Below are 23,112 nucleotides of genomic sequence, written 5' to 3'. Positions count from 1 at the left end.
TGCTAAACCCTCTTTTCTTCCACTTTGATATCTGCACACACCTTAAACACGTGGGGCTTGAAGTCGCTCACCTTCTTCACCCTCACGGAGCACTCCCTTCCGAGTTTTTGGCATTCCTCAAGTATTCTCCGCCTGAAGGCTTCAATCTCGTTTTCGTGAACGAAGTCGTAGTAGTGAAGCCAGCGCTCGGCCTTCGAGAGCGTTAAAGCCAACGCGTCAACGCCCCTCGGCGTCGGGCTTATAACTCGGTCGTAGCTCGGAAGCTCGGGCAGAACCTTGAAGGCATCGCCGTGAATGAACTCTATCTCGCCCTTCAGCCTCTTCCTGTTGCGCTTTACGTTCTCCAGCCCGAGTTCGTAGGCTTCTCTGTTCAGCTCGACGGCCGTTATCTTAACCTTTCTGTACCTCGCTATCACGAGAGCATACGGCAGAACGCCGGCGAAGGGAATCAAAATCTTCTCGCCGTCTTTTACCAGCTGGGCCAAACGGTAGCGCTCGCCCTTCATCCTCGGGTTGAAGAAGACCCTGCTTAAATCAACCTTAATCTCGACGCCGTTCTCCCTGTGAACGGTTTCGAGCCTCTTCTCGCCCCAGATTATCGAGTAGTCCCTGATCCTGAATGTCCCCTCGTGGAAGCCCTTCCTCGCCACCACCCTGAGGAACGGGTGGACCTTCCGCAGTCCCCAAACGATGTCCTCAACGCGGTGCTCCAGCTCGGGTGGAATCTGAATAACGGCTATGTCGCCTATAACGTCGTAGCGCCTGAGGTACTTCAGCTCCTCCTCGCTCAGCCTCTCCGCTAAAACGCTCTCAAGGTTTTTATATATCTGCCTCTCGGGCCGGAACGGAAGCTCAGCGGGCAGAACCTCGTAGCCGAGGGTGTAAATTCTCCCGTCCTCGATGACGGGTAAGAGAACGAAGTCATCTTCCCTCTTCGGCCGTCTCTTCCCGTCGTAGAGGCCGAGCTTCTTCAGCCTTCTCTTCACCGGCTCCGCTTCCCTCTTCGGAACCCTCAGCGCTGGCATTGAAATCCCTCCGCTTCCTGCTCGGAATAGCCCCGAACAACGCGGGTCCCATGAGCTTTTCAAGGATTTTCTCGACGTCTATCTCCTCGAACTCCTTTTTCAGTATTGCCATCTGCTCTGGGCTGAGGGTGTCTTCGTTGGCTAGTATGAGTACGTGGGCGCTCTCTATCATCGCCGCGTCTCTGATTGAGAACAGAAACTTCGCAACGGCCTTGAAGTCAGAGTAGAATAACATGTACTCGATTCCCTCGATGTAAATTACTCCGCCGGGGTTGTCCCTTATGAATCCTATTACCTTTCCGCTGAGAACGTGCAGGCTGCTCGGGCTTACCGCCTTTTTGTGCTCAACCCTCGTGAGCCAGATGTAATCGTCGGGTTCTATGCCAGTTTTGTTAGTCCACTCTTCTGGGTGTTCTCGTCCTATTACGAGCAGGGGAAGGTCCGCGTAGTTGCTCACCGCTTTCAGTAGGATTACCGCTTCCTCCCGTGATTTAACGATTCCGGCGACGGGAAGTGCGCATTTGACCTTTTTTCTCTCGTGTTTCTTCTCCGGTTTTCTCAGCTTTTCAAGCATGCTCAGGGACTCGTGGGCGAGTATTAAGTATCCAGTCGTGACAACTATGGCTTGAAGGGCCCAGAATTGAGGGGTAACCAGTATAGTTAAGAATACCGCTATGCCCCCTATGATTCCGAACAGGGCAAAGGACACCATAAGGGTGAAGGCGAGCCTCTTCACGGGTTCATCGTGGTCCTTCCACTCCCAGTACGATTTGGTTATCCCGTAGAGACCTATAATAATTAGCGCTATCCCCGAGAAGTACGGTGCGAGGTTACCTAATCCCACGGTCCCACCGTTCAAAACTGCGCGCTACTCCACAAAAACCTTTCTACCGCCAGTAGGGCTCGCGTTTTAACACGGCCTTCCTGAAAATATCGACGAGTTCCGCGTCGCTCGCGCCGTTCCTCATCACGCTCAGGAAGTCTATCAAATCGTCGTTCCTCAGCAGGCAGGTCTTGAACTTCCCGTTGGAGGTGACCCTCAGCCTTGTGCAGTTGGCGCAGAAGACCGTGTTGTGCATCGCCCTAACGACCTCAACCTCGGCTATTCCGTAGTCGGTCGGAATGAAGTACTTCCTCCTCCGGTGCATCCTCCTCTCGCGGATTTCTACTGCCCTCTTTTCGAGCTCCCTCTCCACCGGCCTGAGCGGGTAGAAGTACTTCCGAAAGAACGCCGTCTCCGTCATCTCCCTCGGCGCTTCGAGCTCTATGAGCTGGAGTATCGCGCCTGTCTTCGCCGAGAAGTCTATCATGTCCCAGATTTCACCATCGTTGAGGCCCTTCATTACCGTCATGTTGAGCTTGACCGGAGAGAGATACTTCACCGCCTCCTCGATGCCTTCAAGAACGGTTTCGAGCATATCAACGCCCGTGATTTTTTTGTAGACTTCCGGTTTTAGGCTGTGGAGCGAGACGTTCACCCTGTCCAGACCGGCCCTCGCGAGCGGTTCGGCGAGCTCCTTAAGCCTGCTCCCGTTGGTCGTCATGCTCAGGTCTTTAACGTAGGGCTTTATCCTCCGAACTATTTCAATTATGTCCTCCCGAACGGTCGGCTCGCCACCGGTGAGCTTGACCTTCCTTATTCCGAGACGCGAGGCTATTCTGACGAGCCTTTCTATTTCCTCGGGCGTCATCTCGTTTTTGGCTAAAAACCTCTGGCCCTCGCGGTGGCAGAAGAAACAGCGGAAGTTGCACTCCTGCGTGAGCGAAATCCTGAGGTTCGTCACTGGTCTTCCGAAGCGGTCGTAGAGGGTCATGGCAACACCTTAACCCGATACACGAGCTTTTAAAAAAGGCTTTCGGGTAAGCGGTTTCGTTTAACTCCGCCAATCGAAAAGTAAAAGTAGGCCTACGGTCAAGTCCTACCTTAGGGGGTTTCGGGTATGGACGTTGACGAGCTCAGGTCACTTCTCGGGGAGCTTGAGAAGCTTCACTCCCGTTTTGAATCAAAGTTCTCCGAGCTCTACGGTGAGAAGAGCGTTGAGGAGCTTGAGGCGGTTCTCAGGTCACTGCACGAGCTCTCGGCCGAGAAGCTTGAGAAGGCCTCGTCGCTCTACCGCGAGCTGGCGAAGTTCGGCGGAAGGCTTGAGGAGCTCTCGAAGGAGCTTTACAAGAACGAGCACCAGATGAAGTTCCGCATTGAGGAGGTCCTCTCGCTCCTCCGCGGTGACGACTTTAACTCGCGGGCGAGACTGAAAGCTTCCTTCGACAGACTGGTCCAGTTTCACAGGCTCTACGACTACGCGGTGAGGAAGGCGATAGGCGAGCTCTCGGCCGAAGTTGAGGGGTTGGCCTTCCTGGGCGAAAACCACAAAAAGGTTCCCGTTGGCATACTGGAGGAAATCCACAGAACGAGGTATCTTGAGGAGAGGCTCGACTCACTCGTTCGCTTCGTTTACAGGCTCTACGCTCATCCTTCCGATGTTCACCGCGTCGAGAGGGCCCTGCTCGAATGGCACTCCAAGGGCCTGCTCTGGGTTGAGGCGAGAAACGTGGAGAAGCTCAGCGGAGTGAGAGACGCTGAGGAAATCCTTGAAGGACTGGCGCTCATTGGAGTGGTGGAGAAGAAGATGAGGGGTGGTGAAGGTGTCTACAGACACAGGGCTTACGGTTAGGATTCGGGGCATCTACTCAACGGCCCTAACGAAGCTCTTCCTCGACAGGGGCTTCGGCATAAGCCAGCCGAGCAACAAGATAGTCGAGCGCTTCGGCCTTGAGAAGACCTACGACGAGTTCGACGTTGACATCTACGACAAGAAGGACAGGCACGGCGTCGTTCTCGTTGGAAACGCAGTTGAAGAGGCCAAAGCCGTTCTCGAAGACGAGCTCATCGACGTCTTCTTCAGGAGGCTCTCCTACCAGCTTTACGGCATCTACAAGGGTCTCGTTGTTAAGGTTGATGATAGGTACGTTTATGTTGACCTCGGGAGCGCGATAGGAACCCTCCCCAAGAACGAGCTCCCGAGGGCGAACGAAGGGGACGAGGTTCTCGTTCAGGTGAAGAAGCACAACCTCCTGCCACACCTCAGCACTACCCTCACGATTCCCGGCGACTACGCGGTTTTGATTCCCAAGCCGATAGGCGCGCAGAGGCACGTGAAGATTTCGAGGAAGATAAGGGACAACCAGGAGCGCGAGAGGCTCAGAATCCTCGGCCTGAGCATAGACCTCGGCGAGTGGGGAATCCTCTGGAGAACCGCCGCGGCCTACAAGGACTGGAACACCCTGAGGGACGAGATAGTTCGCTTGTCAAAGCTCGCCGACAGACTGGCCAAGGCCGACACCTACTTCGCCCCGTCGCTCATCATCGAGGGCAGGAACATCTACGAGGTCGAGTTCGGTGGTGGTGCCAAGAAGAAGCTCGACGAGATAAGGAACAAGGTCGTCCCGACCGTTGAGGGCCACCACCAGCTCAAGGCTAAAGACCCCGAGCTCGGCTTCGCGGTTGAGATAGCGGAGGGAATCCTCGCCAAGGTTCCCGGCCAGAGAATGAAGGTGAACCAGGGCTTCTGGGAGGCTTTAATAGAAAACAAGGGGCCGAGGAGGGGCTGGCTCTTCAGCCTCGACCACGTCAAGCCCGACGGCCAGAGGATAAGGATTGGGCCGGGTGAAGTTCTGGAGGTCAGCCACAACCCGCTCAAGGTCACGATAAAGAGGCACCTCAAGCCCGGCAAGTTCTACGACGGCCTCGACCTCCCGATAGAGTTCGGCGACTACGCCATAACTGAAATCGAGGCCGGCAAGTGGTGGTTCGTGCACAGGTATTACGACAAGAACGGCAACCTGAAGGGCGAGTACTACAACATCAACACGCCGGTCGAGATTTACCCCGATGGAGCGCGCTACGTTGACCTTGAGGTTGACATCGTTAAATGGCCGGACGGAACGAAGGAGATAATCGACAAGGAGAAGCTGGCAGAGCACTACGAAGAGGGGGTAATAAGCGAGAAGCTCTACAAGGCCGTGCTGAGGATTACGCAGGAGGTCTACGAGAGGATTTAGGGTAGCACTTTGATTCCGAGTTTTTCCGCCTCTTTTCTCAGCTTTTTATCGTAGGTTGCGAGCCTTCCAAAGTCCTTCGCGGTTGCGAGGATTACCATGTCGTTGAACCGCTTGGGGTTCTTGGTCAGCTTCAGGGCTTCCTTCGTGTATTTCCCGTTGTCGCCGACGACCTTCGTTCTGGGACTTGAGAGAACCGCGGAGATTACCCCGTTGATGTCTTCCACCGAGTACTCCCTCTTCTTTAAAAACCAGTAGAGCTCGTAGAGAACCATGCTCGGAACGACCCATCGCTCCAGTGACGCCAGCAGGTTCCTCGCCTCCTCGTTAAGTTCAGAGTCCTTCAGAACCGCATAAAGAAAAACGTTGGTGTCTATGACCGTCATTCTTCGTCACCGATGCCCTCGATGATTGTTTCTTCGATTTCCTCAACAGTCAGCTTCTTTCCACCCGGAAGCAGTGGAAGCTCAAGCTCGCTCTTTTTGAGAACAACCTTCCCGTCCTCAACCTCAACGAGCAGTATGTCCCCCACTTTAATCCCAAGCTTTTTCCTAATCTCGCTTGGTATAGTAATTTGGTAGTTCCTAGTTACCTTTGTCAGGCTCATAGTCTCACCAAACTTAGTAGGTTTTCATAGCTAAAAACCTTTTGGAAAGCGTTTTATATGGTCCCACCGTTTGGGTAAAGGGTGATAGAATGAAGCCCGGTGTTTTAAAGGGCTATTCACGGGCTCTTAAACGAGTTCATGAGTCCGGGAAAACGACTGAGTACTCGTACAGACCAGCCTTCCACGAGTTTCTGCGCGGTCTTTTTCCGAAGGAATATGATGTCAGGATAATACACGAACCGGGAAGGGAAACCTTTGGGGCCCCCGATTTCAAGATATCCACAGATGGGGGAATACTGGGCTACATTGAAACGAAGGCCCCCGATGTGAACCTCCACAATCTGCCCAAGAGAGACAAAGGTCAAATCAAGCGCTACGTTGAGAGACTTGATAATTTCATCTTGACGAACTATCTGGATTTCATCCTGTACCAGAGGGGAGAAAAAGTTGATGAGGTTTCTCTGCTTGATGAGAACTTTAATTTGATTGAATCGAACGTTGAGCGGTTTCAGAGGCTGATTGAGAGGTTTTTGAGCTTCACCGTTCCAAAGATTAAAGACCCCGAGAATCTTGCCAGAATACTCGCAAAGAGGGCGAGGATTCTCAAAGACATTGTTCTTGAGAACCTTGGAAACGACGAAGGGCTTCAGCACCTCTACAAGGCATTTAGAGAGCACCTCATGAGTGGGATGACGAAGAGTGAGTTCGCTGATGCCTATGCTCAAACTGTTGTTTATGGCCTCTTCATGGCGAGGTTTACAATAGATGGGGAGCTCACGAGGGAAAACGTTGCATTTAGAGGTGTTCCGAAGTCCCTTCGTGTCGTCCACGAGATATTCAAGTACGTCGCCTCGGAACTTCCCGATTACCTTGAGTGGATTCTCGATGAGCTCATAGCCATACTCAACAACGTTGACGTTGAGGAGCTCAAGAGGCGCTTCCACTTCGGAAACGGCGAGTTTGACCCGTTTCTGCACTTCTACGAGACTTTTCTGGCGGAGTACAATCCCCATCTGAGGAAATCAAAGGGCGTTTATTACACTCCCATTCCGGTAGTTGAGTTCATAGTTAACTCAGTGGACGAGATACTCACGGAGAAGTTTGGAAAGAGGCTTCACCAGGAGGGCGTTACAATTCTCGACCCCGCTACCGGAACGGGAACTTTCCTCGCTGGAGTCCTCAACAGGATACACAAGAACGTCAGGGGAGAACTCTTCCAGCTCTACCTCAAAGAGAGGCTTTTGAACAACATTTACGGCTTTGAGATACTCATCTCCCCCTACCTCGTGGCACACCTCAAGCTCTCCATGGTACTTAACCAGTGGGGTATAAAGCTGAAGGATAATGAGCGGTTTAAGATTTACCTCACCAACGCCCTTGACATAATGCGCGAGCGCGGGCAGGCCGGACTCTTTGAGATGGCTCTGGACAGGGAGAGCGAGGAGGCAGATAAGGTCAAGAGAGATGCAAAGATTTTCGTCGTCATTGGAAACCCGCCGTATGATGTCAAGCCGAGCGAGGGCTGGATTGCTGAGCTCATGGAGGATTACCTTCACGGCCTTGGCGTTGAGAAGGAGAAGAAGAAAGGTGCTTTGCAGGACGACTACGTCAAGTTCATACGCTTCGCCCAGTGGAAGATAGACCAGAACGGCAAAGGAATAGTCGGTTTCATCACGAACAACTCTTACCTTGACGGTCTTGTCCACAGGAGAATGAGGCAGAGCCTGATGGAGAGCTTCGACGAAATTTACATCCTCAACCTGCACGGAAACGCGAGAAGAGGTGAAGATGATGAGAACGTCTTCGACATTCAGCAGGGCGTTGCGATAGCTCTCTTCGTTAAGCTCAGGGAAGGAAAGCACAGGGCCGAGGAGTGCAAAGTCTATTACCGCTCGATAGTGAACGATGAAGGCAAAACGACGAGAGAGGAAAAGTACGAGTTTTTGAGAAACAATACTTGGAAGACCGTTGAGTGGGAGGAGATTAAGCCCAAAGAGCCATACTACTTTTTCGTGCCAAAAGACTTGAGCCTTGAGGAGGAATACTCCAAGTTCCCAAAGCTGGACGAGATTTTTGAAGTTTACAGTTCGGGGGTTGAGACGCAGAACGATGCGGCTACGATAGCATTCACAAGAGAAGAACTAAAACAACGCATTAAGGACTTTTTAGAACTTAGTACTGAAGAAATACGTCGTAAGTACGGTGTTAAGGACAAGAGCGTCTGGACTTTGAATGATGCTATGAAGGCTCTTAACTCAGATTTTTTGAAGTATAAAGACTTTGAGAAATGGTTTGGTGAGAGGGCAAAATTGTATCTCTATCGGCCGTTTGATTATAGATGGGTGTTGTATCTGCCAAGAAAATTCATTGGGAGAGCTCGGTATGATGTTATGAAACATTTCGTTCTTGGAGATAACTTAGGTCTCCTCACAATGAGACAAGTTTACTTAAAAGATGATGAGTACACTCACTTCCTAGCTGTGAATAGTATCCCGGATAGGCGAATTTTCCTCAGTAACAGGAGTGCGGCTGTTGTCTTCCCCCTCTACCTCTACTCCGACGACAGAAAAACCAGAAGACCCAACATCAAGCCAGAGTTTCTCGAAGAGCTCAGGAAACGGTACGGCGACATAACTCCAGAGGACTTTCTCTACTACGCCTACGCAGTTCTCCACGACCCCAAGTACAGGAAGCGCTACGCGGAGTTCCTCAAGTTCGACTTTCCGAGGATTCCGCTATACGACAAAGAGACCTTCGAGAAGTATCGGAAAATCGGCGAGGAGCTGGTAAGGCTTCACCTGATGAAGGTTGACTTCCCAATAGAGCCGAAACTCGTCGGCGACGACTTGACTATCGAGAGAGTCAAGTACGATGGAAAGGACTGCGTGGCGATAAACAGGACAACGAAGCTCTGTGGCATTCCGCCGGAGGTCTGGAACTACACTATCGGCGGCTACCGCGTGATAGAGAAGTACCTCAAGGGCAGGAAGGGGAGAAAGCTCAGCTTAGAAGAGCTTGAGCACATTTACAAGGTCGTGGAAATACTAAAGCGGACGATAGAGCTCGTGAAGGAGCTTGAAAAGATAGAGCCAAAGTTTTGATTTTTCTCTTTCCCGTAACCCTTAAATATTACTCGCTCAGTAATATACTCGGTGAGTAATATGTTCTACGACAGGGGGCACGAGCTTGAGAAGCTCAACGAGGTTTACTCCTTTCCGGGCTCAAGCTTTCTCGTTATTTACGGCAGGAGGAGGGTTGGGAAGACCGCCTTGGTCAAGGAGTTTCTGAGTGATAAGCTCGGCCTCTACTTCTTCGTGGGCGAGAAGGACGAGGCTTTGCTCCTCGAAGAGTACTCGCGCGAGATTGAGGAAAAGCTTTCTGCTTACCTTCCTTCATATTTGAAGCCAAAGTTCGGCTCCCTGGAGGAGCTGGTTGGGTTCCTGCTCGACTTCTCGCGGGAGAGGAAGCTCCTTGTGGTCTTTGACGAGTTCCAGAACTTCAGGACGGTTAAGCCTTCCTTCTTCTCCTCCCTCCAGAGGCTCTGGGACGAGAAAAAGGAAACCTCGAACTTAATGCTCATCGCAGTTGGCTCGTACGTTGGCATGATTAAGCGCATCTTCATGGATAGAAAGGAGCCACTCTTCGGCAGGGTGGACGAGTGGGTTAAGCTCAGGCCCTTTGACTTCTGGACCTCCTTCGACTTCGTGCGCTCGCAAGTTAGCGTTCCGCCGAGGGATTTCGTTGAGCTTTATTCGGCTTTGGGCGGAATGCCCCGGTACCTCCTCTACGTCCCGCGCTACTATCGAGGAGACTCTCTTGAGGCTCTGAAGGCGCTGTTCTTCGATGAGTTCGCCCCGCTGAGGGAGGAGGGCCTGAACGTTCTCAAACTGGAGTTCGGCAGGTTCTACCGCGCTCACTTCTCAATCCTCGAAGCGGTCAGCCTCGGCTACGTTACGCCCAAGGAGATAAGCGACAAAACGGGTATAAAGCTCCTCACCGTCGGCAAGTACCTCAGCGAGCTGACCAACCACTTCGAGTACCTGACGAGGGAAGTTCCCGTCACCGAGAACCCGCTGAAGACGAGGAAAGTAATCTATCGCATAATTGACGAATTCTTCAACTTCTGGTTCCGCTTCGTTTACCACAACTACACCTCCCTTGAGGAGAATCCTGAGAAGGTCTTTGAGCGCTTTAAAACTGAGTTTCCCGCCTTCGTTGGCAAAACCTACGAGAGAATAGCAGTGGACTTCGTGAGAGGGCTCGACTTAGGCTTTGAACCGGAGCGCGTTGGCAGGTGGTGGCACAAGGGAGAAGAGATAGACGTGGTCGCCTACGACCGGAAAAACATCCTACTCTTCGAGGTTAAGTGGAAGGACCTGAGCCTGAGGGACGCGAGGAAGGTTTTGAAGTCCCTTGAGAGGAAGGCGAAACTTCTCCCGCTCAAAGGGGATTACCAGTTCGGGGTCATAGCGAGGGAGCTTGAGGGCAAGGAGGAACTAAGGGAAGAGGGCTTCCTAGCCTTTGACCTTAACGACGTCATTCGCCCACGTCCTCTATCCCCTTCTCCGTAATCCTGAAGTAGACCATCGTCCCCTCTGGACGGAAGCGGTGCCTTTCGAGAATGGCCAGCCTTAAGCCCGGCTTCGGAAGCTTGTCGAGCCTCAAAATGTCCTTACAGCGATAGCCGAGGGTTTGTTCCGCCACTGGCCTCGTTCTCTCTAACCGGCTGTCGTAATGCACCTGGTTGATTATGAGAACCGGAATATTCTGCTTCCTTGCAATCCAGAGGAGAACTTGGAGCTGTCTGCTAAGGTCAGTTAGGAGGCCCATTCTGTTCTCCTCGGCCCTGTAGTGGGCGGTTATGGAATCCACCACTACGAGCGAGAACGAGTCGTCAACGACCTTCTTGAGCGAGCCTATAATCCTCCTCTGCTCCTTGAAATCGGCGGGAGTGAAGAGGATGAAGCGCGACAAAGCTTCCTCGGGGTCGAGGTTCCTCGCCTCCGCCATCTGCTTCAGCCGTTCGGGAGAAAAGCCTCCCTCCGTGTCCACGTAGGCGACCTTCTTACCGCTCAGAATTCCCGTCTGGACCGCTAAGGTCGTCTTTCCTGTGGCGTAGGGGCCATAAATCTGGGTGAGCACGCCGGGGGCGAAGCCTCCCCCGAGCAGTTCGTCGAGCTTCCGCGAGCCTGTGGAGAGCATGCCTTTCCCTCAGAAGGACATCTCCTCGTAGAGCTGGGGCTCTCTGACGAGCGTCCAGATGCGTCTCTTCCTGAGCTCCTCGGCCAGCTTTGACGGGTCGGCGTCGTTGTAAACGCCGTAGTGCATCGGGATTACCACCCTCGGTCTCACGTCTTCAACTATCTGAGTTGCTTCCCTCGCGTTCGCAGTTGAGCGACCGCTTATCGGGACGAGCAGGATGTCCACCTTACCGCGAAGCCTCTGGAACACGGGGCCGGCGTAGGTGTCGCCGGGATGGAGGAGCCTCTTGTCGCCCTCTATCAGGTAGCCGAGCGGGTACTGGCTCGACGGGTGCTCGACGTAGATGGCCGTAACCTTTACGCCGTTTTCGAGCTCTATCGTCTGTCCCGCCTCAATTTCCCTGACCTTCGTAACGCCATCTGCCACCGCCATCAGGTAGACCTGCTTGGGGCCTATTACCGTGGCGTCGCGGAGCCTTGAGAGGAGCTCGACCTTTCCGTAGTGGTCCGTGTGCTCGTGGGTTATCAGGATGTAGTTAACCTCGCCAATTCGGTCGTCGTCAACCTCTGGGTAGGGGTCTATCAGTATCTTCACCCCGTTCGTCTCAATCCAGAAGCATGCGTGACCGTACCAGATGACCTTCATCGGTTCGACCTCCTCAAGTGCCTTTGATAAAGCGGACTTAAAGTTTTCCCAGCGTTGGTTTTATTAAGCTCGAAACCTACTAAGGGCGATGGCGATGGAGAGGAAAAAGGGCCTCATCGTGAGGGAACCCTACGCGAGCCTAATCGTCGAGGGCAAGAAGGTGTGGGAGATTAGGAAGACGAGAACGAAAATCAGAGGGGAGATTCTGATAATCAGCAACGGAAAGGCCATCGGGAAGGCGGAGCTCGTTGACGTTCTCGGGCCGTTCACGCCGGAGGAGTTAGCTGAACACGAGGACAAGCACCGCGCGAGCGTTTCTTTCCTCCGCGAGTACTCCAACGGGAAGCCACTCTACGCGTGGGTGCTCAGGAACGCCGAGAAGTTCGACCGCCCCAAGGAGGTGGAGATGGCCAAGGGAGTCCAGATATGGGCCAACGTGGTGGTTAAGGATGAATAAGGTCCGGCGCTTCCTGTTCCCGCCCCTTAACTGGCCGTTTCTGATTCTCATAGCGGTTGCCTTCGTCCTCGTCTTCGTTTTCTTCTCCGGTGCGGTTCTCATGGCCTTCGACAGGCTCGGCCTTCCGCCCGGTGTGGCGGTCACCCTCTTCGTCTTTGCGCTCGTCGGGAGCTTCATAAACATACCCATAGCGGAGGAGGTAACTTATGAGCCCGTGATACGGGTTAGAGAAGTCGGCTTCTTCGGGATTCTCTACCCGATGCCCTACTTCGACTGGGAGGAGCGGAAGACGGTCATAGCCGTCAACGTCGGTGGTGCTCTGGTCCCGCTGAGCATAGTTCTCTACGAGCTCTTTCGCCTCGTCCACCTCGGGGAGTACGGCCTCCTCCTGAACACCCTTCTCGCGGTTTTCATTGCCTCGCTCCTCAGCAACGCCGTCGCGAGACCGATTCGTGGCCTTGGAATCGCAATGCCGACGCTCTTTCCCCCGCTCATAGCCGTTCTCCTTGGCTGGCTCCTCGGGGACGGGAACCCGACGCTGGTTGCCTACGTCAGCGGGACGCTTGGGGTTCTCATCGGGGCCGACCTGATGAACTGGGAGAAAATCAAGCGCCTCGGAGCGCCGATGGTCAGCATAGGTGGCGCCGGAACCTTCGATGGAATCTTCCTCGCGGGGGTTATTGCCGTTCTCTTGGTATGACGGTGGGTTTATAAGGCGGTAATTCAACAGGAAGCCGTCAAAGGAGGTGGCGCTTATGTTCGTTATCGGGAGCGGTGGGAAGCACCTTGAGGGGGAGCTCAGGGAACTCGGTGGAGAAATCATCGAGGTCGAGCTGAGGAAGTTCCCAGACGGGGAGAAGTACGTTCGGGTTCTTGGTTCCGGCGATGAGGCAACGGCCGTCAGCTCTACCTTCGCACCTCAGGATGAGAAAATCGTTGAGTTGCTTCTCATCGGGGACGCGCTCAGGGAGAAGGGCTTCAAGAAACTCCGTGCCGTCGTTCCCTACTTCGCCTACAGCAGGCAGGACAGGGTCACGAAGGAGGGTGAACCGGTAAGCGTGAGGGCGGTAATGAAGGCGCTCGGCATCTACTACGATGAACTCTACATCTTTGACCTCCACAACCCCGAGACGCTGAAGTACTTCCCGGGTAGGGGGGTCAACGTTTCTCCGGCGAGGGTCATAGCGGACTACTTCCGCGAGAAGCTTGGCGACGGCATAGTCCTCGCCCCCGACAAAGGCGCCCGTGAGAGGGCTAGGGCGGTTGCGGAGGAGCTTGGTCTTGAGTACAGCCACTTCGAGAAGAGGCGCATATCCCCAACTGAGGTTGAGATGAGACCGGTTGATATAGACGTTAAGGGCAAGAACGTTCTGATAGTTGATGACATCATAAGCACCGGAGGGACCATGGTTAAGGCGTCCGAGATTTTGAGGAAATTGGGTGCGGGAAAAATATTCGTTGGGGTCACTCATGGAGTCTTTGCCGAGGGTGCCATTGAGAGGGTTAGTAGGGCTGTTGATGAGCTCGCAGTCACGAACACGATACCCACTCCCGTCTCGAAGATAAGCATTGTGCCGGAAATACTCCGCCTCTGATTGCAAAAATTTTTAACATTTTTATGTCTATTTTTGTGCATTCCTGTTCTCAATTTTAGCAGGTTCTTTTTCAAAAATCTCCCCCGTAAGGGGTTTTGCAAAAATTTTTCACTGCGGGGGTTCGCCCCTATTGGGTGGAGCCCCCGAACAGGGGGCGACGAAGACCCGGACGCCAAGACGGCGGCGTCGGGGGGAACGGGTGCAAAGCACCCAAAGATGAACCCCGCCCTCCAGTCCGGGTCACACCAGGTGCGCTCCCGAGGAAACGCCGAAAGGCGGACCCCTCGGGGGTAAGGCAGGCCCGGCACCCCGACCAAACCCCCGGACGGGAATCGGTACTCCCCCATTTGAGGGGAGTTCCACCGGCCGTACTCCTTGCTCAATTCCGGTTGATCCTGCCGGAGGCCACTGCTATGGGGGTCCGACTAAGCCATGCGAGTCATGGGGCGCGCTCTGCGCGCACCGGCGGACGGCTCAGTAACACGTCGGTAACCTACCCTCGGGAGGGGGATAACCCCGGGAAACTGGGGCTAATCCCCCATAGGCCTGGGGTACTGGAAGGTCCCCAGGCCGAAAGGGGCTCTGCCCGCCCGAGGATGGGCCGGCGGCCGATTAGGTAGTTGGTGGGGTAACGGCCCACCAAGCCGAAGATCGGTACGGGCCATGAGAGTGGGAGCCCGGAGATGGACACTGAGACACGGGTCCAGGCCCTACGGGGCGCAGCAGGCGCGAAACCTCCGCAATGCGGGCAACCGCGACGGGGGGACCCCCAGTGCCGTGGCACAGCCACGGCTTTTCCGGAGTGTAAAAAGCTCCGGGAATAAGGGCTGGGCAAGGCCGGTGGCAGCCGCCGCGGTAATACCGGCGGCCCAAGTGGTGGCCGCTATTATTGGGCCTAAAGCGTCCGTAGCCGGGCCCGTAAGTCCCTGGCGAAATCCCACGGCTCAACCGTGGGGCTTGCTGGGGATACTGCGGGCCTTGGGACCGGGAGAGGCCGGGGGTACCCCTGGGGTAGGGGTGAAATCCTATAATCCCAGGGGGACCGCCAGTGGCGAAGGCGCCCGGCTGGAACGGGTCCGACGGTGAGGGACGAAGGCCAGGGGAGCGAACCGGATTAGATACCCGGGTAGTCCTGGCTGTAAAGGATGCGGGCTAGGTGTCGGGCGAGCTTCGAGCTCGCCCGGTGCCGGAGGGAAGCCGTTAAGCCCGCCGCCTGGGGAGTACGGCCGCAAGGCTGAAACTTAAAGGAATTGGCGGGGGAGCACTACAAGGGGTGGAGCGTGCGGTTTAATTGGATTCAACGCCGGGAACCTCACCGGGGGCGACGGCAGGATGAAGGCCAGGCTGAAGGTCTTGCCGGACGCGCCGAGAGGAGGTGCATGGCCGCCGTCAGCTCGTACCGTGAGGCGTCCACTTAAGTGTGGTAACGAGCGAGACCCGCGCCCCCAGTTGCCAGTCCTCCCCGCTGGGGAGGAGGCACTCTGGGGGGACCGCCGGCGATAAGCCGGAGGAAGGAGCGGGCGACGGTAGGTCAGTATGCCCCGAAACCCCCGGGCTACACGCGCGCTACAATGGGCGGGACAATGGGAACCGACCCCGAAAGGGGAAGGGAATCCCCTAAACCCGCCCTCAGTTCGGATCGCGGGCTGCAACTCGCCCGCGTGAAGCTGGAATCCCTAGTACCCGCGTGTCATCATCGCGCGGCGAATACGTCCCTGCTCCTTGCACACACCGCCCGTCACTCCACCCGAGCGGGGTCCGGGTGAGGCCTGGTCTCCCTTCGGGGAGGCCGGGTCGAGCCTGGGCTCCGTGAGGGGGGAGAAGTCGTAACAAGGTAGCCGTAGGGGAACCTACGGCTCGATCACCTCCTATCGCCGGAAACCCGTCCGGGGGGGTTTAAGGGGTGCCGGGCCTGCCAACGTGGGCCGGTAGCTCAGCCTGGGAGAGCGCCGGCTTTGCAAGCCGGAGGCCCCGGGTTCGAATCCCGGCCGGTCCACCACGAAGAGGTGCACATCCCGAGCTCGGCTCGGGGTGGAAGGGCCTGAGACCCCGAACAGGGGTCACGATGAGGGCCGTGCATAGGCGAGCTGGTCCAGAAAACGCCCCGCCCGGTGGCAACTAAGCCGCCTGGTGGATGGCTCGGCTCGGGGCGCCGACGAAGGGCGTGGCAAGCTGCGATAAGCCCCGGCGAGGCGCAGGCAGCCGTCGAACCGGGGATGCCCGAATGGGACCTCCCGCGGCTTTGCCGCACTCCCAGTCGGGAGGGGGAACGCGGGGAATTGAAACATCTTAGTACCCGCAGGAAAAGAAAGCAAAAGCGATGCCGTGAGTAGGGGCGACCGAAAGCGGCACAGGGCAAACTGAACCCCGGGCCGAAAGGTTCGGGGGATGTGGTGTTGTAGGGCCCCCGAAGGAGCCCTGGGGGCGAAGCCGAAGTCCGCTGGAACGCGGCGCCGTAGAGGGTGAAAGCCCCGTAGGCGTAAGCCCCCGAGCTCCTGGGGTGTCCCTGAGTACCGTCGGTCGGATATCCGGCGGGAAGCTGGGAGGCATCGGCTCCCAACCCTAAATACGTCCCGAGACCGATAGCGAACTAGTACCGTGAGGGAAAGCTGAAAAGCACCCCTGGCGGGGGGTGAAAAGAGCCTGAAACCAGGCGGCGATAGGAGGGTGCGGCCCGAAAGGGTTGACCCTCCCCGAAGGAAACACGGGCGACCGTGGAGTACGAGGGGAGGTGACCGGGGTTGCACCGTCCGTCTTGGATCACGGGGCAGGGAGTTCACCCGAGCGGCGAGGTTAAGGGGGTCAGCCCCGAAGCCGCAGGGAAACCGACAGGTCCGCAGCCCGTAAGGGCGAGGGACGGGGTGTGAAAGCGCCCGGAGTCGCTCGGGTGAGACCCGAAGCCGGTCGATCTAGCCCGGGGCAGGGTGAAGTCCCTCAACAGAGGGATGGAGGCCCGATAGGGGTGCTGACGTGCAATTCGCTCCCGTGACCCCGGGCTAGGGGTGAAAGGCCAATCGAGGCCGGCGATAGCTGGTTCCCGCCGAATTATCCCCCAGGATAGCCCGGCCGGAGGTAGGCGGTGGGGTAGAGCACTGATTGGGGGTTTAGGGGGAGAAATCCCCCGGCCCCCTGTCAAACTCCGAACCCACCGCCGCCGTAGATGGCCGGAGTAGGGGGGCGGTGTAAGCCGTCACCCGAGAGGGGAACAACCCAGACCGGGGTTAAGGCCCCAAAGTGCCGGCTAAGTGTTACTCCAAAGGGTGTCCCTGGCCTTAGACAGCGGGGAGGTAGGCTTAGAAGCAGCCATCCTTTAAAGAGTGCGTAACAGCTCACCCGTCGAGGTCAGGGGCCCCGAAAATGGACGGGGCTTAAGCCGGCCGCCGAGACCCCGGCGCACGGACCGATTGGTCCGTGATCGGGTAGGCGGGCGTGCCGATGGGGTGGAAGCCGGGCCGTAAGGTCCGGTGGACCCGTCGGTATTGCGGATCCTGCCGGGAGTAGCAGCATAGCCGGGTGAGAATCCCGGCCGCCGTAGGGGCCAGGGTTCCACGGCAATGTTCGTCAGCCGTGGGTTAGTCGGTCCTAACCCGACCCGTAACTCGGCGTCGGGGAAAGGGAAACGGGTTTATATTCCCGTACCGCGGTGGTAGGCGCGGCAACGCAAGCCCGAGGGGTGACGCCTCGGGGTAGGCGGACCGGCCCACAAGGCCGGCTAAGCGTATAAGTCCGGGGAGTGCCGTAATGGCGAGAACCGGATGAAAGCGCGAATGGCCCCCCGTAAGGGGGGTTCCGCCGATCCCTGGGGCCCGTGAAAAGCCCCTCGGGAACGATCCACCGCGACCGTACCGAGAACCGACACTGGTGCCCCTGGGTGAGAAGCCTAAGGCGTGTCGGGGGAAACCCAGCCGAGGGAACTCGGCAAATTGGCCCCGTAACTTCGGGAGAAGGGGTGCCTGCGGGTGCGTAACCCGCAGGTCGCAGTGACTAGGGGGGCCCGACTGTTTAGTAAAAACACAGGTCCCAGCTAGCCCGAAAGGGTTTGTACTGGGGCCGACGCCTGCCCAGTGCCGGTATGTGAAGCCCGGGTACAACCGGGTGAAGCACCGGTAAACGGCGGGGGTAACTATAACCCTCTTAAGGTAGCGAAATTCCTTGTCGGTTAAATGCCGACCTGCATGAATGGCGTAACGAGGTCCCCACTGTCCCCGGCTGGGGCCCGGCGAAACCTCTGCCAGGCGCATATGCCTGGGACCCCCGGTGGGAAGCGAAGACCCCATGGAGCTTTACTGCAGCCTGCCGTTGCCGTACGGCGGGGGGTGCGCAGCGTAGGCGGGAGGCGTCGAAGCCCGCCCTCCGGGGCGGGTGGAGCCGTCCATGAGACACCGCCCACCCTCTGCCGTACGGCTAACCCCCGGAAGGGGGGACAGCGGTAGGTGGGCAGTTTGGCTGGGGCGGCACACCCTCGAAAAGGTATCGAGGGTGCCCTAAGGTCGGCTCAGGCGGGTCAGGAATCCGCCGTAGAGTGCAAGGGCAAAAGCCGGCCTGACTGGACCCGTAACAGAGGCGGGTCCAGCCGCGAAAGCGTGGCCTAGCGAACCCCTGTGCCTCCCCGGTGGGGGCCAGGGATGACAGAAAAGCTACCCTGGGGATAACAGAGTCGTCTCGGGCGAGAGCCCATATCGACCCCGAGGCTTGCTACCTCGCTGTCGGCTCTTCCCATCCTGGCCCTGCAGCAGGGGCCAAGGGTGGGGGTGTTCACCCATTAAAGGGGAACGTGAGCTGGGTTTAGACCGTCGTGAGACAGGTCGGATGCTATCTACCGGGGGTGCTGGCCGCCTGAGGGGAAGGCTCCCCCAGTACGAGAGGAACAGGGAGCCGCGGCCTCTGGTCTACCGGTTGTCCTACAGGGCATAGCCGGGCAGCTACGCCGCGTCCGATAAGGCCTGAAAGCATCTAAGGCCGAAGCGGTCCCCGAAAATAGGCGGCCATTCCTGGGCGTTTGGGCCTGGGCGACCGGTCCGTTGCCCAGGACGAGGGCTCGGGAAGAAGACCCGTTTGATGGGGCGGGGATGTAAGCGGGAAGGGAAACCGACCCGTTCAGTCTGCCGCTCCCAACAGCCCGAGTGCCCCGGGCGGGGCGTCTGAGAGACCAGCTCGCCTATGCACGGCCCTCATCATGACTTAACTTAACTCGACTCTTCTGCAAGAATCCATCCGCAAAAATTAAAATTCTCTGTGATACCCTCTCCCGGTGATTTCCATGAGACTGCTCGTTCTTGATTTAGACGGCACCCTCTGGGGCCACGAGGACGCTTCTGCTTTGGTTCCGCCTTACGAGTTTGGCGGTGATTGTTTAACAGATTCCCTCGGCCAAAAACTCTGTCTCTTTCCCGGCGTCCGCGAGTTCATTGAATGGGCGAGCGATAGGTTCATTCTAAGCATTGCGAGCTGGAACATCGAGGAGAGGGTAAGGCCGATTCTCGAGGGCTTTGGTCTATGGGACTACTTCATGTTTCCAAAAATCGAAGGCCATCCTGACAAGGGCGATATGATTCGAAGAACCATCGAGGAGCTTCGCTCCATCGGCTATGATATCGACGACGTCATTTACATTGACGACCGGGTGATTCACATCGACGGCGTCAAAATGGCCGTTCCCGGTGTGGATTTCATCCACATGTGGGTGGATGTAAAGAGTTTTGAGGAGCTTAAACAACTACTCCAAAAGCTGGGGTGATATCATGGAGTTGTTAGTCGTTAAAGACAAACGCATAGACTACGACGGCTCCGCGATAGGAAGCCACTGGGCCTACAGGAACTTTGGAATCCTCGGAAACTCGCTCGTCGTCTTCCGCGGAAAGTGCGACGTCAAGGTCGAGGAGATGATTGACATAGAGGACCTCCGCGCGAGCAAGGAAATCAGGAGCGACGACATGGTGCACTACATCATCGAGGTTTTCGACTTGGTGAACACGCTCTTCGCCTCAACGCTCCAGAAGCTCTTCATAGCCAAGCTCTGTGAGGTTCTGGCTGAATACGGCGTGAAGACTGAGAGAAAGGGCGACGACATCTACGTGAACGGGAGAAAGCTCAGCATCTCGATAGCAACGGTTTCCCCGGTAAGCGTCAAAATCCACATCGGGATAAACGTCGAGGCTAGGGGCATTCCTGAGGGAGTGGAGGCAATAGGCCTCAAGGAAGTTGGCATCACCGACGTTGAGGAGTTCATGGAGAGGACTGGAAGGGCACTCGTTGAGGAGTTCAAAAAGGTGAAGAAGGACAGCCTGAAGGTCAGGTGGGCTCAGTAGAGAAGGAACAGCAGGCTTCCCACCAGCGGAACGGCCAAGTTGTCGTCGAGCCACGGCTGATACTCCGCGAGGGTCAGCAACACGGCCCACGCCATCTTTCTTATTGCACCACCGTCGAGGAAAGCGAGCGCTATCGCAAGGGCGGTTATTAGATACGCTAGGCTTCCAGTCCAGTGTTTCTTGAGCTTCACGTTGAAGCCGTGCCTTCTAAAGTAGTAGTGCCTTACCACTCCGGTTACCCCATCGCTGATTGCCATCGCGAGCAAAAGGGCAGTCGCGTACTCCCTCGGCAAAACAAGGGGTATTATCGATGCCGAAAACGCGAAGAAGACCTCCCCGTAGTTGTGCTCTATCTGGTACCACGAGAACTCCCGCCTTTTGATGTGGGGCCACAGCTGGAACAGGGCAAAGGCGAAAGCAGAAGCGCTGAAAACCTCCGCGGGAATTTTTCCGCGGTAGAACATTAGAACCGCCGGAACGATGCTGAAGTGAATTATCTTTCTGTTTATCCACGCCCATTCCTCGCCCAGCTTCCTCGTGAAACCGATTGCAAGCAGTATGAGCAGGGCCGCTAAACCCGCGTAGGGCAACCACTCGAACATTGATTCCACCAAAAAATGAAATGGGCCGAACCTAATAACTTTATCCGAACGTCCCTCCAACGGTTTCAAGGGCGGTGATGAAGTCGGAAGCGTGAACCACGATGTACCAGTCGTCCGTTCTCGTCAGCTCTCCCCTCGACTTCCCAACCAGCTCGCCGTAGAGGCCCTGAATTCTGACCCTCGGCTCCGTCGTCGAGAGCTTGAGGGTAACCTCAACGGGCGTTCCGTTCTCCCAGACGATTCCGACCCTGAGGCCGGCCTTGGTTTCCTTCCTCTTCCTCAGGCCGAGCTTGAGGTAGCGAAGCCTCTCCTCGGGGACGCCGTTTTCTTCGGCTTTTTCCCTCAGGTACTCCTCCGCAAGGGTTAGGCCGTGGAGTCCGAGGGAGTAGCCGAAAACAGGAATCCCAAGGTCCTTCCTCGTCCTCCCCTTGTATGCGTAGACCTCAATCCTGCCCCTTGAGCCTTTTGAAGCTGTGTAAAAACCCTTTCTATCCTCCTTAAACTCTTCCAGCCCTGAAAGGAGCGCATCGTAAGCTGAGAAGGGCAGTGAGAAGCTCGCCCACGTTCCCCAGAGCCTCGGCGGAACCGAGAGAAAGCCGAGCTCCTCGAGGTGGTACTCCAGGGGCTTCGGCCTTATCAAGAGAAAGTCCTTCTCTGTAACCTCGAGCTCGATGAAAGCCCTCTCCTCGGGAATCACCGCGAATTTACTTTTCGTTTCAAAATCCCCCGCCTTCAGCAGTCTCCCGCGTCTCAGCTTTCGCCCGTCCATCGAGCTCGAAACCACAGGGATGGGGGTTCTCCTTCCGGTTTCCTTGTCGTACGGTACCTTAAAGCCGGCCTTGAGTAGCTCCTCCTGAATCTCCAGCGACGCCGGGAAGAATACGTTCATCCCCTTCAGTTCGAACTCCATGGCGTCCACCTGTTACATTGTTCAGTAGTTCTTACTCTCAAAGTTTATAAACTTTTCTTTTGGAGAGTTGTCCAATTGGTGGCTAACCTTAAAAGCCCTTTCGAGGAGCTTAGCGCGGTGGTGAGAATGGTTCACTGGGCTGACTACATGGCCGAAAAGATAATCCGCGAAAGGGGCGACAAGGAAGAGTACGTGGTCGAGAGCGGAATCACGCCGAGCGGTTACGTTCACATAGGCAATTTTAGAGAGTTCTTCACGGCCTACATAGTGGGCCACGCCCTGAGGGACAGAGGCAAAAAGGTCAGGCACATCCACATGTGGGACGACTACGACAGATTTAGAAAAGTCCCCAAGAACGTCCCGCAGGAGTGGAAGGAGCACCTCACGAAACCGGTTCGCGAGGTCCCCGACCCCTGGGGCTGTCACGACAGCTACGCGGAGCACTTCATGGAGAAGTTCGAGGAGGAAGTGAGAAAGCTTGGCATTGAGGTTGATTTCCTCTACGCGAGCGAGCTGTACAAGTCCGGCGAGTACGCCGACGAGATAAGGCTCGCCCTCGAAAAGCGCGACGAGATTAAGGCCGTTCTCGACAAGTACCGTGAGAGGGCCAAGCAACCGCCCCTCGAGGACGACTGGCAACCTGTTATGGTCTACTGCCCGAAGTGCAGAAGAGAAGCGAAGTTCGTCTCGTGGGACGGCGGGTGGAAGGTTAAATACCGCTGTGAGCACTGTGGCGATGAAGGCGAGACCGACATAAGGGAGGGCAACGTTAAGCTCCGCTGGCGCGTTGACTGGCCGATGCGCTGGGCCCACTTCAGGGTGGACTTCGAGCCCGCTGGAAAAGACCACCTCGCCGCCGGAAGCTCCTACGACACAGGAAGGGAGATTTCCGAGAAGGTCTTCGGCTGGAAGGCCCCGATGACGCTCATGTACGAGTTCGTTGGAATCAAGGGGCAGAAGGGCAAGATGAGTGGAAGCAAGGGCAACGTTATCCTCCTCAGCGACCTCTACGAGGTGCTCGAGCCGGGAATAATCCGCTTCATCTACGCCAAGGCGAGGCCCAACAAGGAACTCAAGATAGACCTCGGTCTCGGCCTGCTCAACCTCTACGACGAGTTCGACAAGGTCGAGAGGATTTACTTCGGCCTTGAGCACGCAAAGAACCCGGAGGAGGAAGAGGAACTCAAGAGAACCTACGAGCTCTCGATGCCGAAGGTTCCGGAGAGGCTTATCGCTCAGGCGCCCTTCCGCTTCCTCGTCACTCTCGTCCAGATGCCCCACCTCGACGAGGATGGAATAATCAGGGTTCTCCAGGAGCAGGGCCACGTTCCCGAGAACCTGAGCAAAGAGGACCTCGAGAGAATAAGGCTCCGCATCAGGCTCGCCAAGAACTGGGTCGAGAAGTACGCCCCTGAGAACGTCAAGTTCAGCCTTCTCGAAGAACTTCCCCAGCTCGAACTCAAGCCCGAAATCAGGGAGGCGATGAGAGAATTAGCGGACTGGATTGAGGCCAATACCTTCACCGTTGATGAGCTCAACAACGCAATCTTCGATGTTGCCAAGAAGCGTGGAATCCCGAGCAAGGAGTGGTTCAAAGCACTCTACAACCTCTTCATAGGAAAGGACCGCGGGCCGAGGCTGGCCCCATTCTTGGCCTCGCTCGACAAGGAGTTCGTGGTCAAAAGGCTTCGCTTCGAGGCTTAAT

Annotated in this window: 19 protein-coding genes, 1 tRNA gene and 2 rRNA genes; 13 read left to right on the top strand and 9 right to left on the bottom strand. The window is 56.3% G+C overall.

What is annotated here, in order from left to right; all coding sequences use genetic code 11:
* Positions 1 to 2: 2 nt before the first annotated feature.
* The 3 genes from taw22 to moaA are packed head-to-tail and all read right to left on the bottom strand — an operon-like array spanning position 3 to position 2,839.
* On the bottom strand, positions 3 to 1,025 hold the full coding sequence (taw22, locus tag CS910_RS00540; RefSeq protein ID WP_099209232.1) for a tRNA (guanine(37)-N1)/4-demethylwyosine(37)-methyltransferase Taw22: 1,023 nt from the start codon (positions 1,023 to 1,025) through the stop codon (positions 3 to 5).
* Entirely contained in the window at positions 922 to 1,869 is a 948-nt protein-coding gene (locus CS910_RS00535; RefSeq protein WP_099209231.1) for a DUF835 domain-containing protein, read from the bottom strand. The genes taw22 and CS910_RS00535 overlap by 104 nt, the downstream gene beginning before the upstream one ends.
* Before the next feature lie 43 nt (positions 1,870 to 1,912).
* Positions 1,913 to 2,839 carry a GTP 3',8-cyclase MoaA gene (moaA, locus tag CS910_RS00530; RefSeq protein WP_099209230.1) on the bottom strand — a complete coding sequence of 309 codons (927 nt, stop codon included), beginning with the start codon at positions 2,837 to 2,839 and terminating at the stop codon, positions 1,913 to 1,915.
* A gap of 126 nt (positions 2,840 to 2,965) precedes the next feature.
* Here moaA and CS910_RS00525 point away from each other — a divergent pair, with 126 nt between their 5' ends.
* Positions 2,966 to 3,697, top strand: a complete 732-nt coding sequence (locus tag CS910_RS00525; RefSeq protein ID WP_099209229.1) for a hypothetical protein — start codon at positions 2,966 to 2,968, stop codon at positions 3,695 to 3,697.
* Positions 3,669 to 5,084, top strand: coding sequence for a DUF402 domain-containing protein (locus tag CS910_RS00520; RefSeq protein WP_099209228.1), 1,416 nt, complete (start codon positions 3,669 to 3,671; stop codon positions 5,082 to 5,084). Before CS910_RS00525 ends, CS910_RS00520 begins: the two co-directional genes overlap by 29 nt.
* Here CS910_RS00520 and CS910_RS00515 read toward each other — a convergent pair.
* Both CS910_RS00515 and CS910_RS00510 read right to left on the bottom strand, forming a co-directional pair.
* Complete coding sequence (locus tag CS910_RS00515) at positions 5,081 to 5,467, bottom strand: PIN domain-containing protein (RefSeq protein WP_042690980.1); 387 nt, start codon at positions 5,465 to 5,467, stop codon at positions 5,081 to 5,083. The two genes, CS910_RS00520 and CS910_RS00515, sit on opposite strands and share 4 nt — an antisense overlap.
* Positions 5,464 to 5,688 (bottom strand): AbrB/MazE/SpoVT family DNA-binding domain-containing protein, encoded by a 225-nt coding sequence (locus CS910_RS00510; RefSeq protein ID WP_099209227.1) that lies wholly within the window; start codon positions 5,686 to 5,688, stop codon positions 5,464 to 5,466. Before CS910_RS00510 ends, CS910_RS00515 begins: the two co-directional genes overlap by 4 nt.
* Positions 5,689 to 5,777: 89 nt before the next feature.
* On the opposite strand from CS910_RS00510, the gene CS910_RS00505 reads away from it, so the two are divergent.
* The gene (locus CS910_RS00505) at positions 5,778 to 8,789 is read left to right on the top strand and encodes a type ISP restriction/modification enzyme (RefSeq protein WP_099209226.1); all 3,012 of its coding nucleotides are present in this window, start codon (positions 5,778 to 5,780) and stop codon (positions 8,787 to 8,789) included.
* Between the two features lie 60 nt (positions 8,790 to 8,849).
* Positions 8,850 to 10,259 (top strand): ATP-binding protein, encoded by a 1,410-nt coding sequence (locus tag CS910_RS00500; RefSeq protein WP_099209225.1) that lies wholly within the window; start codon positions 8,850 to 8,852, stop codon positions 10,257 to 10,259.
* On the opposite strand, the gene radB is transcribed toward CS910_RS00500, so the two are convergent.
* Positions 10,225 to 10,890, bottom strand: coding sequence for a DNA repair and recombination protein RadB (gene radB / locus CS910_RS00495; protein ID WP_099209224.1), 666 nt, complete (start codon positions 10,888 to 10,890; stop codon positions 10,225 to 10,227). The two genes, CS910_RS00500 and radB, sit on opposite strands and share 35 nt — an antisense overlap.
* Positions 10,891 to 10,899: 9 nt before the next feature.
* A complete protein-coding gene (locus tag CS910_RS00490; protein ID WP_099209223.1) occupies positions 10,900 to 11,535 on the bottom strand; it encodes an MBL fold metallo-hydrolase in 636 nt (211 codons plus the stop codon).
* Positions 11,536 to 11,623: 88 nt separating this feature from the next.
* Here CS910_RS00490 and CS910_RS00485 point away from each other — a divergent pair, with 88 nt between their 5' ends.
* The 8 genes from CS910_RS00485 to CS910_RS00450 all read left to right on the top strand — a co-directional run bounded on the left by CS910_RS00485 (position 11,624) and on the right by CS910_RS00450 (position 19,895).
* Entirely contained in the window at positions 11,624 to 11,992 is a 369-nt protein-coding gene (locus CS910_RS00485) for an ASCH domain-containing protein (protein WP_042690985.1), read from the top strand.
* Entirely contained in the window at positions 11,985 to 12,692 is a 708-nt protein-coding gene (locus tag CS910_RS00480) for a DUF1614 domain-containing protein (RefSeq protein ID WP_099209222.1), read from the top strand. Before CS910_RS00485 ends, CS910_RS00480 begins: the two co-directional genes overlap by 8 nt.
* A 55-nt stretch (positions 12,693 to 12,747) precedes the next feature.
* Positions 12,748 to 13,587, top strand: a complete 840-nt coding sequence (locus CS910_RS00475) for a ribose-phosphate diphosphokinase (protein WP_099209221.1) — start codon at positions 12,748 to 12,750, stop codon at positions 13,585 to 13,587.
* Between the two features lie 382 nt (positions 13,588 to 13,969).
* Positions 13,970 to 15,457 (top strand): 16S ribosomal RNA (locus tag CS910_RS00470).
* A gap of 52 nt (positions 15,458 to 15,509) precedes the next feature.
* A tRNA-Ala gene (locus tag CS910_RS00465) sits at positions 15,510 to 15,586 on the top strand.
* A 107-nt stretch (positions 15,587 to 15,693) separates the two neighbouring features.
* A 23S ribosomal RNA gene (locus tag CS910_RS00460) occupies positions 15,694 to 18,722 on the top strand.
* Together the 16S and 23S rRNA genes with 1 tRNA gene alongside form the textbook arrangement of a ribosomal RNA operon.
* 125 nt (positions 18,723 to 18,847) lie before the next feature.
* Positions 18,848 to 19,324 (top strand): magnesium-dependent phosphatase-1, encoded by a 477-nt coding sequence (locus CS910_RS00455; RefSeq protein ID WP_099209220.1) that lies wholly within the window; start codon positions 18,848 to 18,850, stop codon positions 19,322 to 19,324.
* Positions 19,325 to 19,328: 4 nt separating this feature from the next.
* Positions 19,329 to 19,895: a DUF366 family protein gene (locus tag CS910_RS00450; RefSeq protein WP_099209219.1), complete on the top strand. Its 567-nt coding sequence runs from the start codon at positions 19,329 to 19,331 to the stop codon at positions 19,893 to 19,895.
* Here CS910_RS00450 and CS910_RS00445 read toward each other — a convergent pair.
* Positions 19,889 to 20,497 (bottom strand): diacylglycerol/polyprenol kinase family protein, encoded by a 609-nt coding sequence (locus CS910_RS00445; protein WP_099209218.1) that lies wholly within the window; start codon positions 20,495 to 20,497, stop codon positions 19,889 to 19,891. The genes CS910_RS00450 and CS910_RS00445 overlap by 7 nt on opposite strands.
* A gap of 40 nt (positions 20,498 to 20,537) precedes the next feature.
* Complete coding sequence (locus CS910_RS00440) at positions 20,538 to 21,407, bottom strand: PhoI (RefSeq protein WP_099209217.1); 870 nt, start codon at positions 21,405 to 21,407, stop codon at positions 20,538 to 20,540.
* A gap of 126 nt (positions 21,408 to 21,533) precedes the next feature.
* Here CS910_RS00440 and lysS point away from each other — a divergent pair, with 126 nt between their 5' ends.
* Complete coding sequence (gene lysS, locus CS910_RS00435) at positions 21,534 to 23,111, top strand: lysine--tRNA ligase (RefSeq protein WP_099209216.1); 1,578 nt, start codon at positions 21,534 to 21,536, stop codon at positions 23,109 to 23,111.
* Position 23,112 lies beyond the last annotated feature (1 nt).

Source organism: Thermococcus henrietii (assembly GCF_900198835.1).
GTDB lineage: Archaea > Methanobacteriota_B > Thermococci > Thermococcales > Thermococcaceae > Thermococcus > Thermococcus henrietii.
This window is presented reverse-complemented; position numbering and strand designations above follow the sequence as displayed.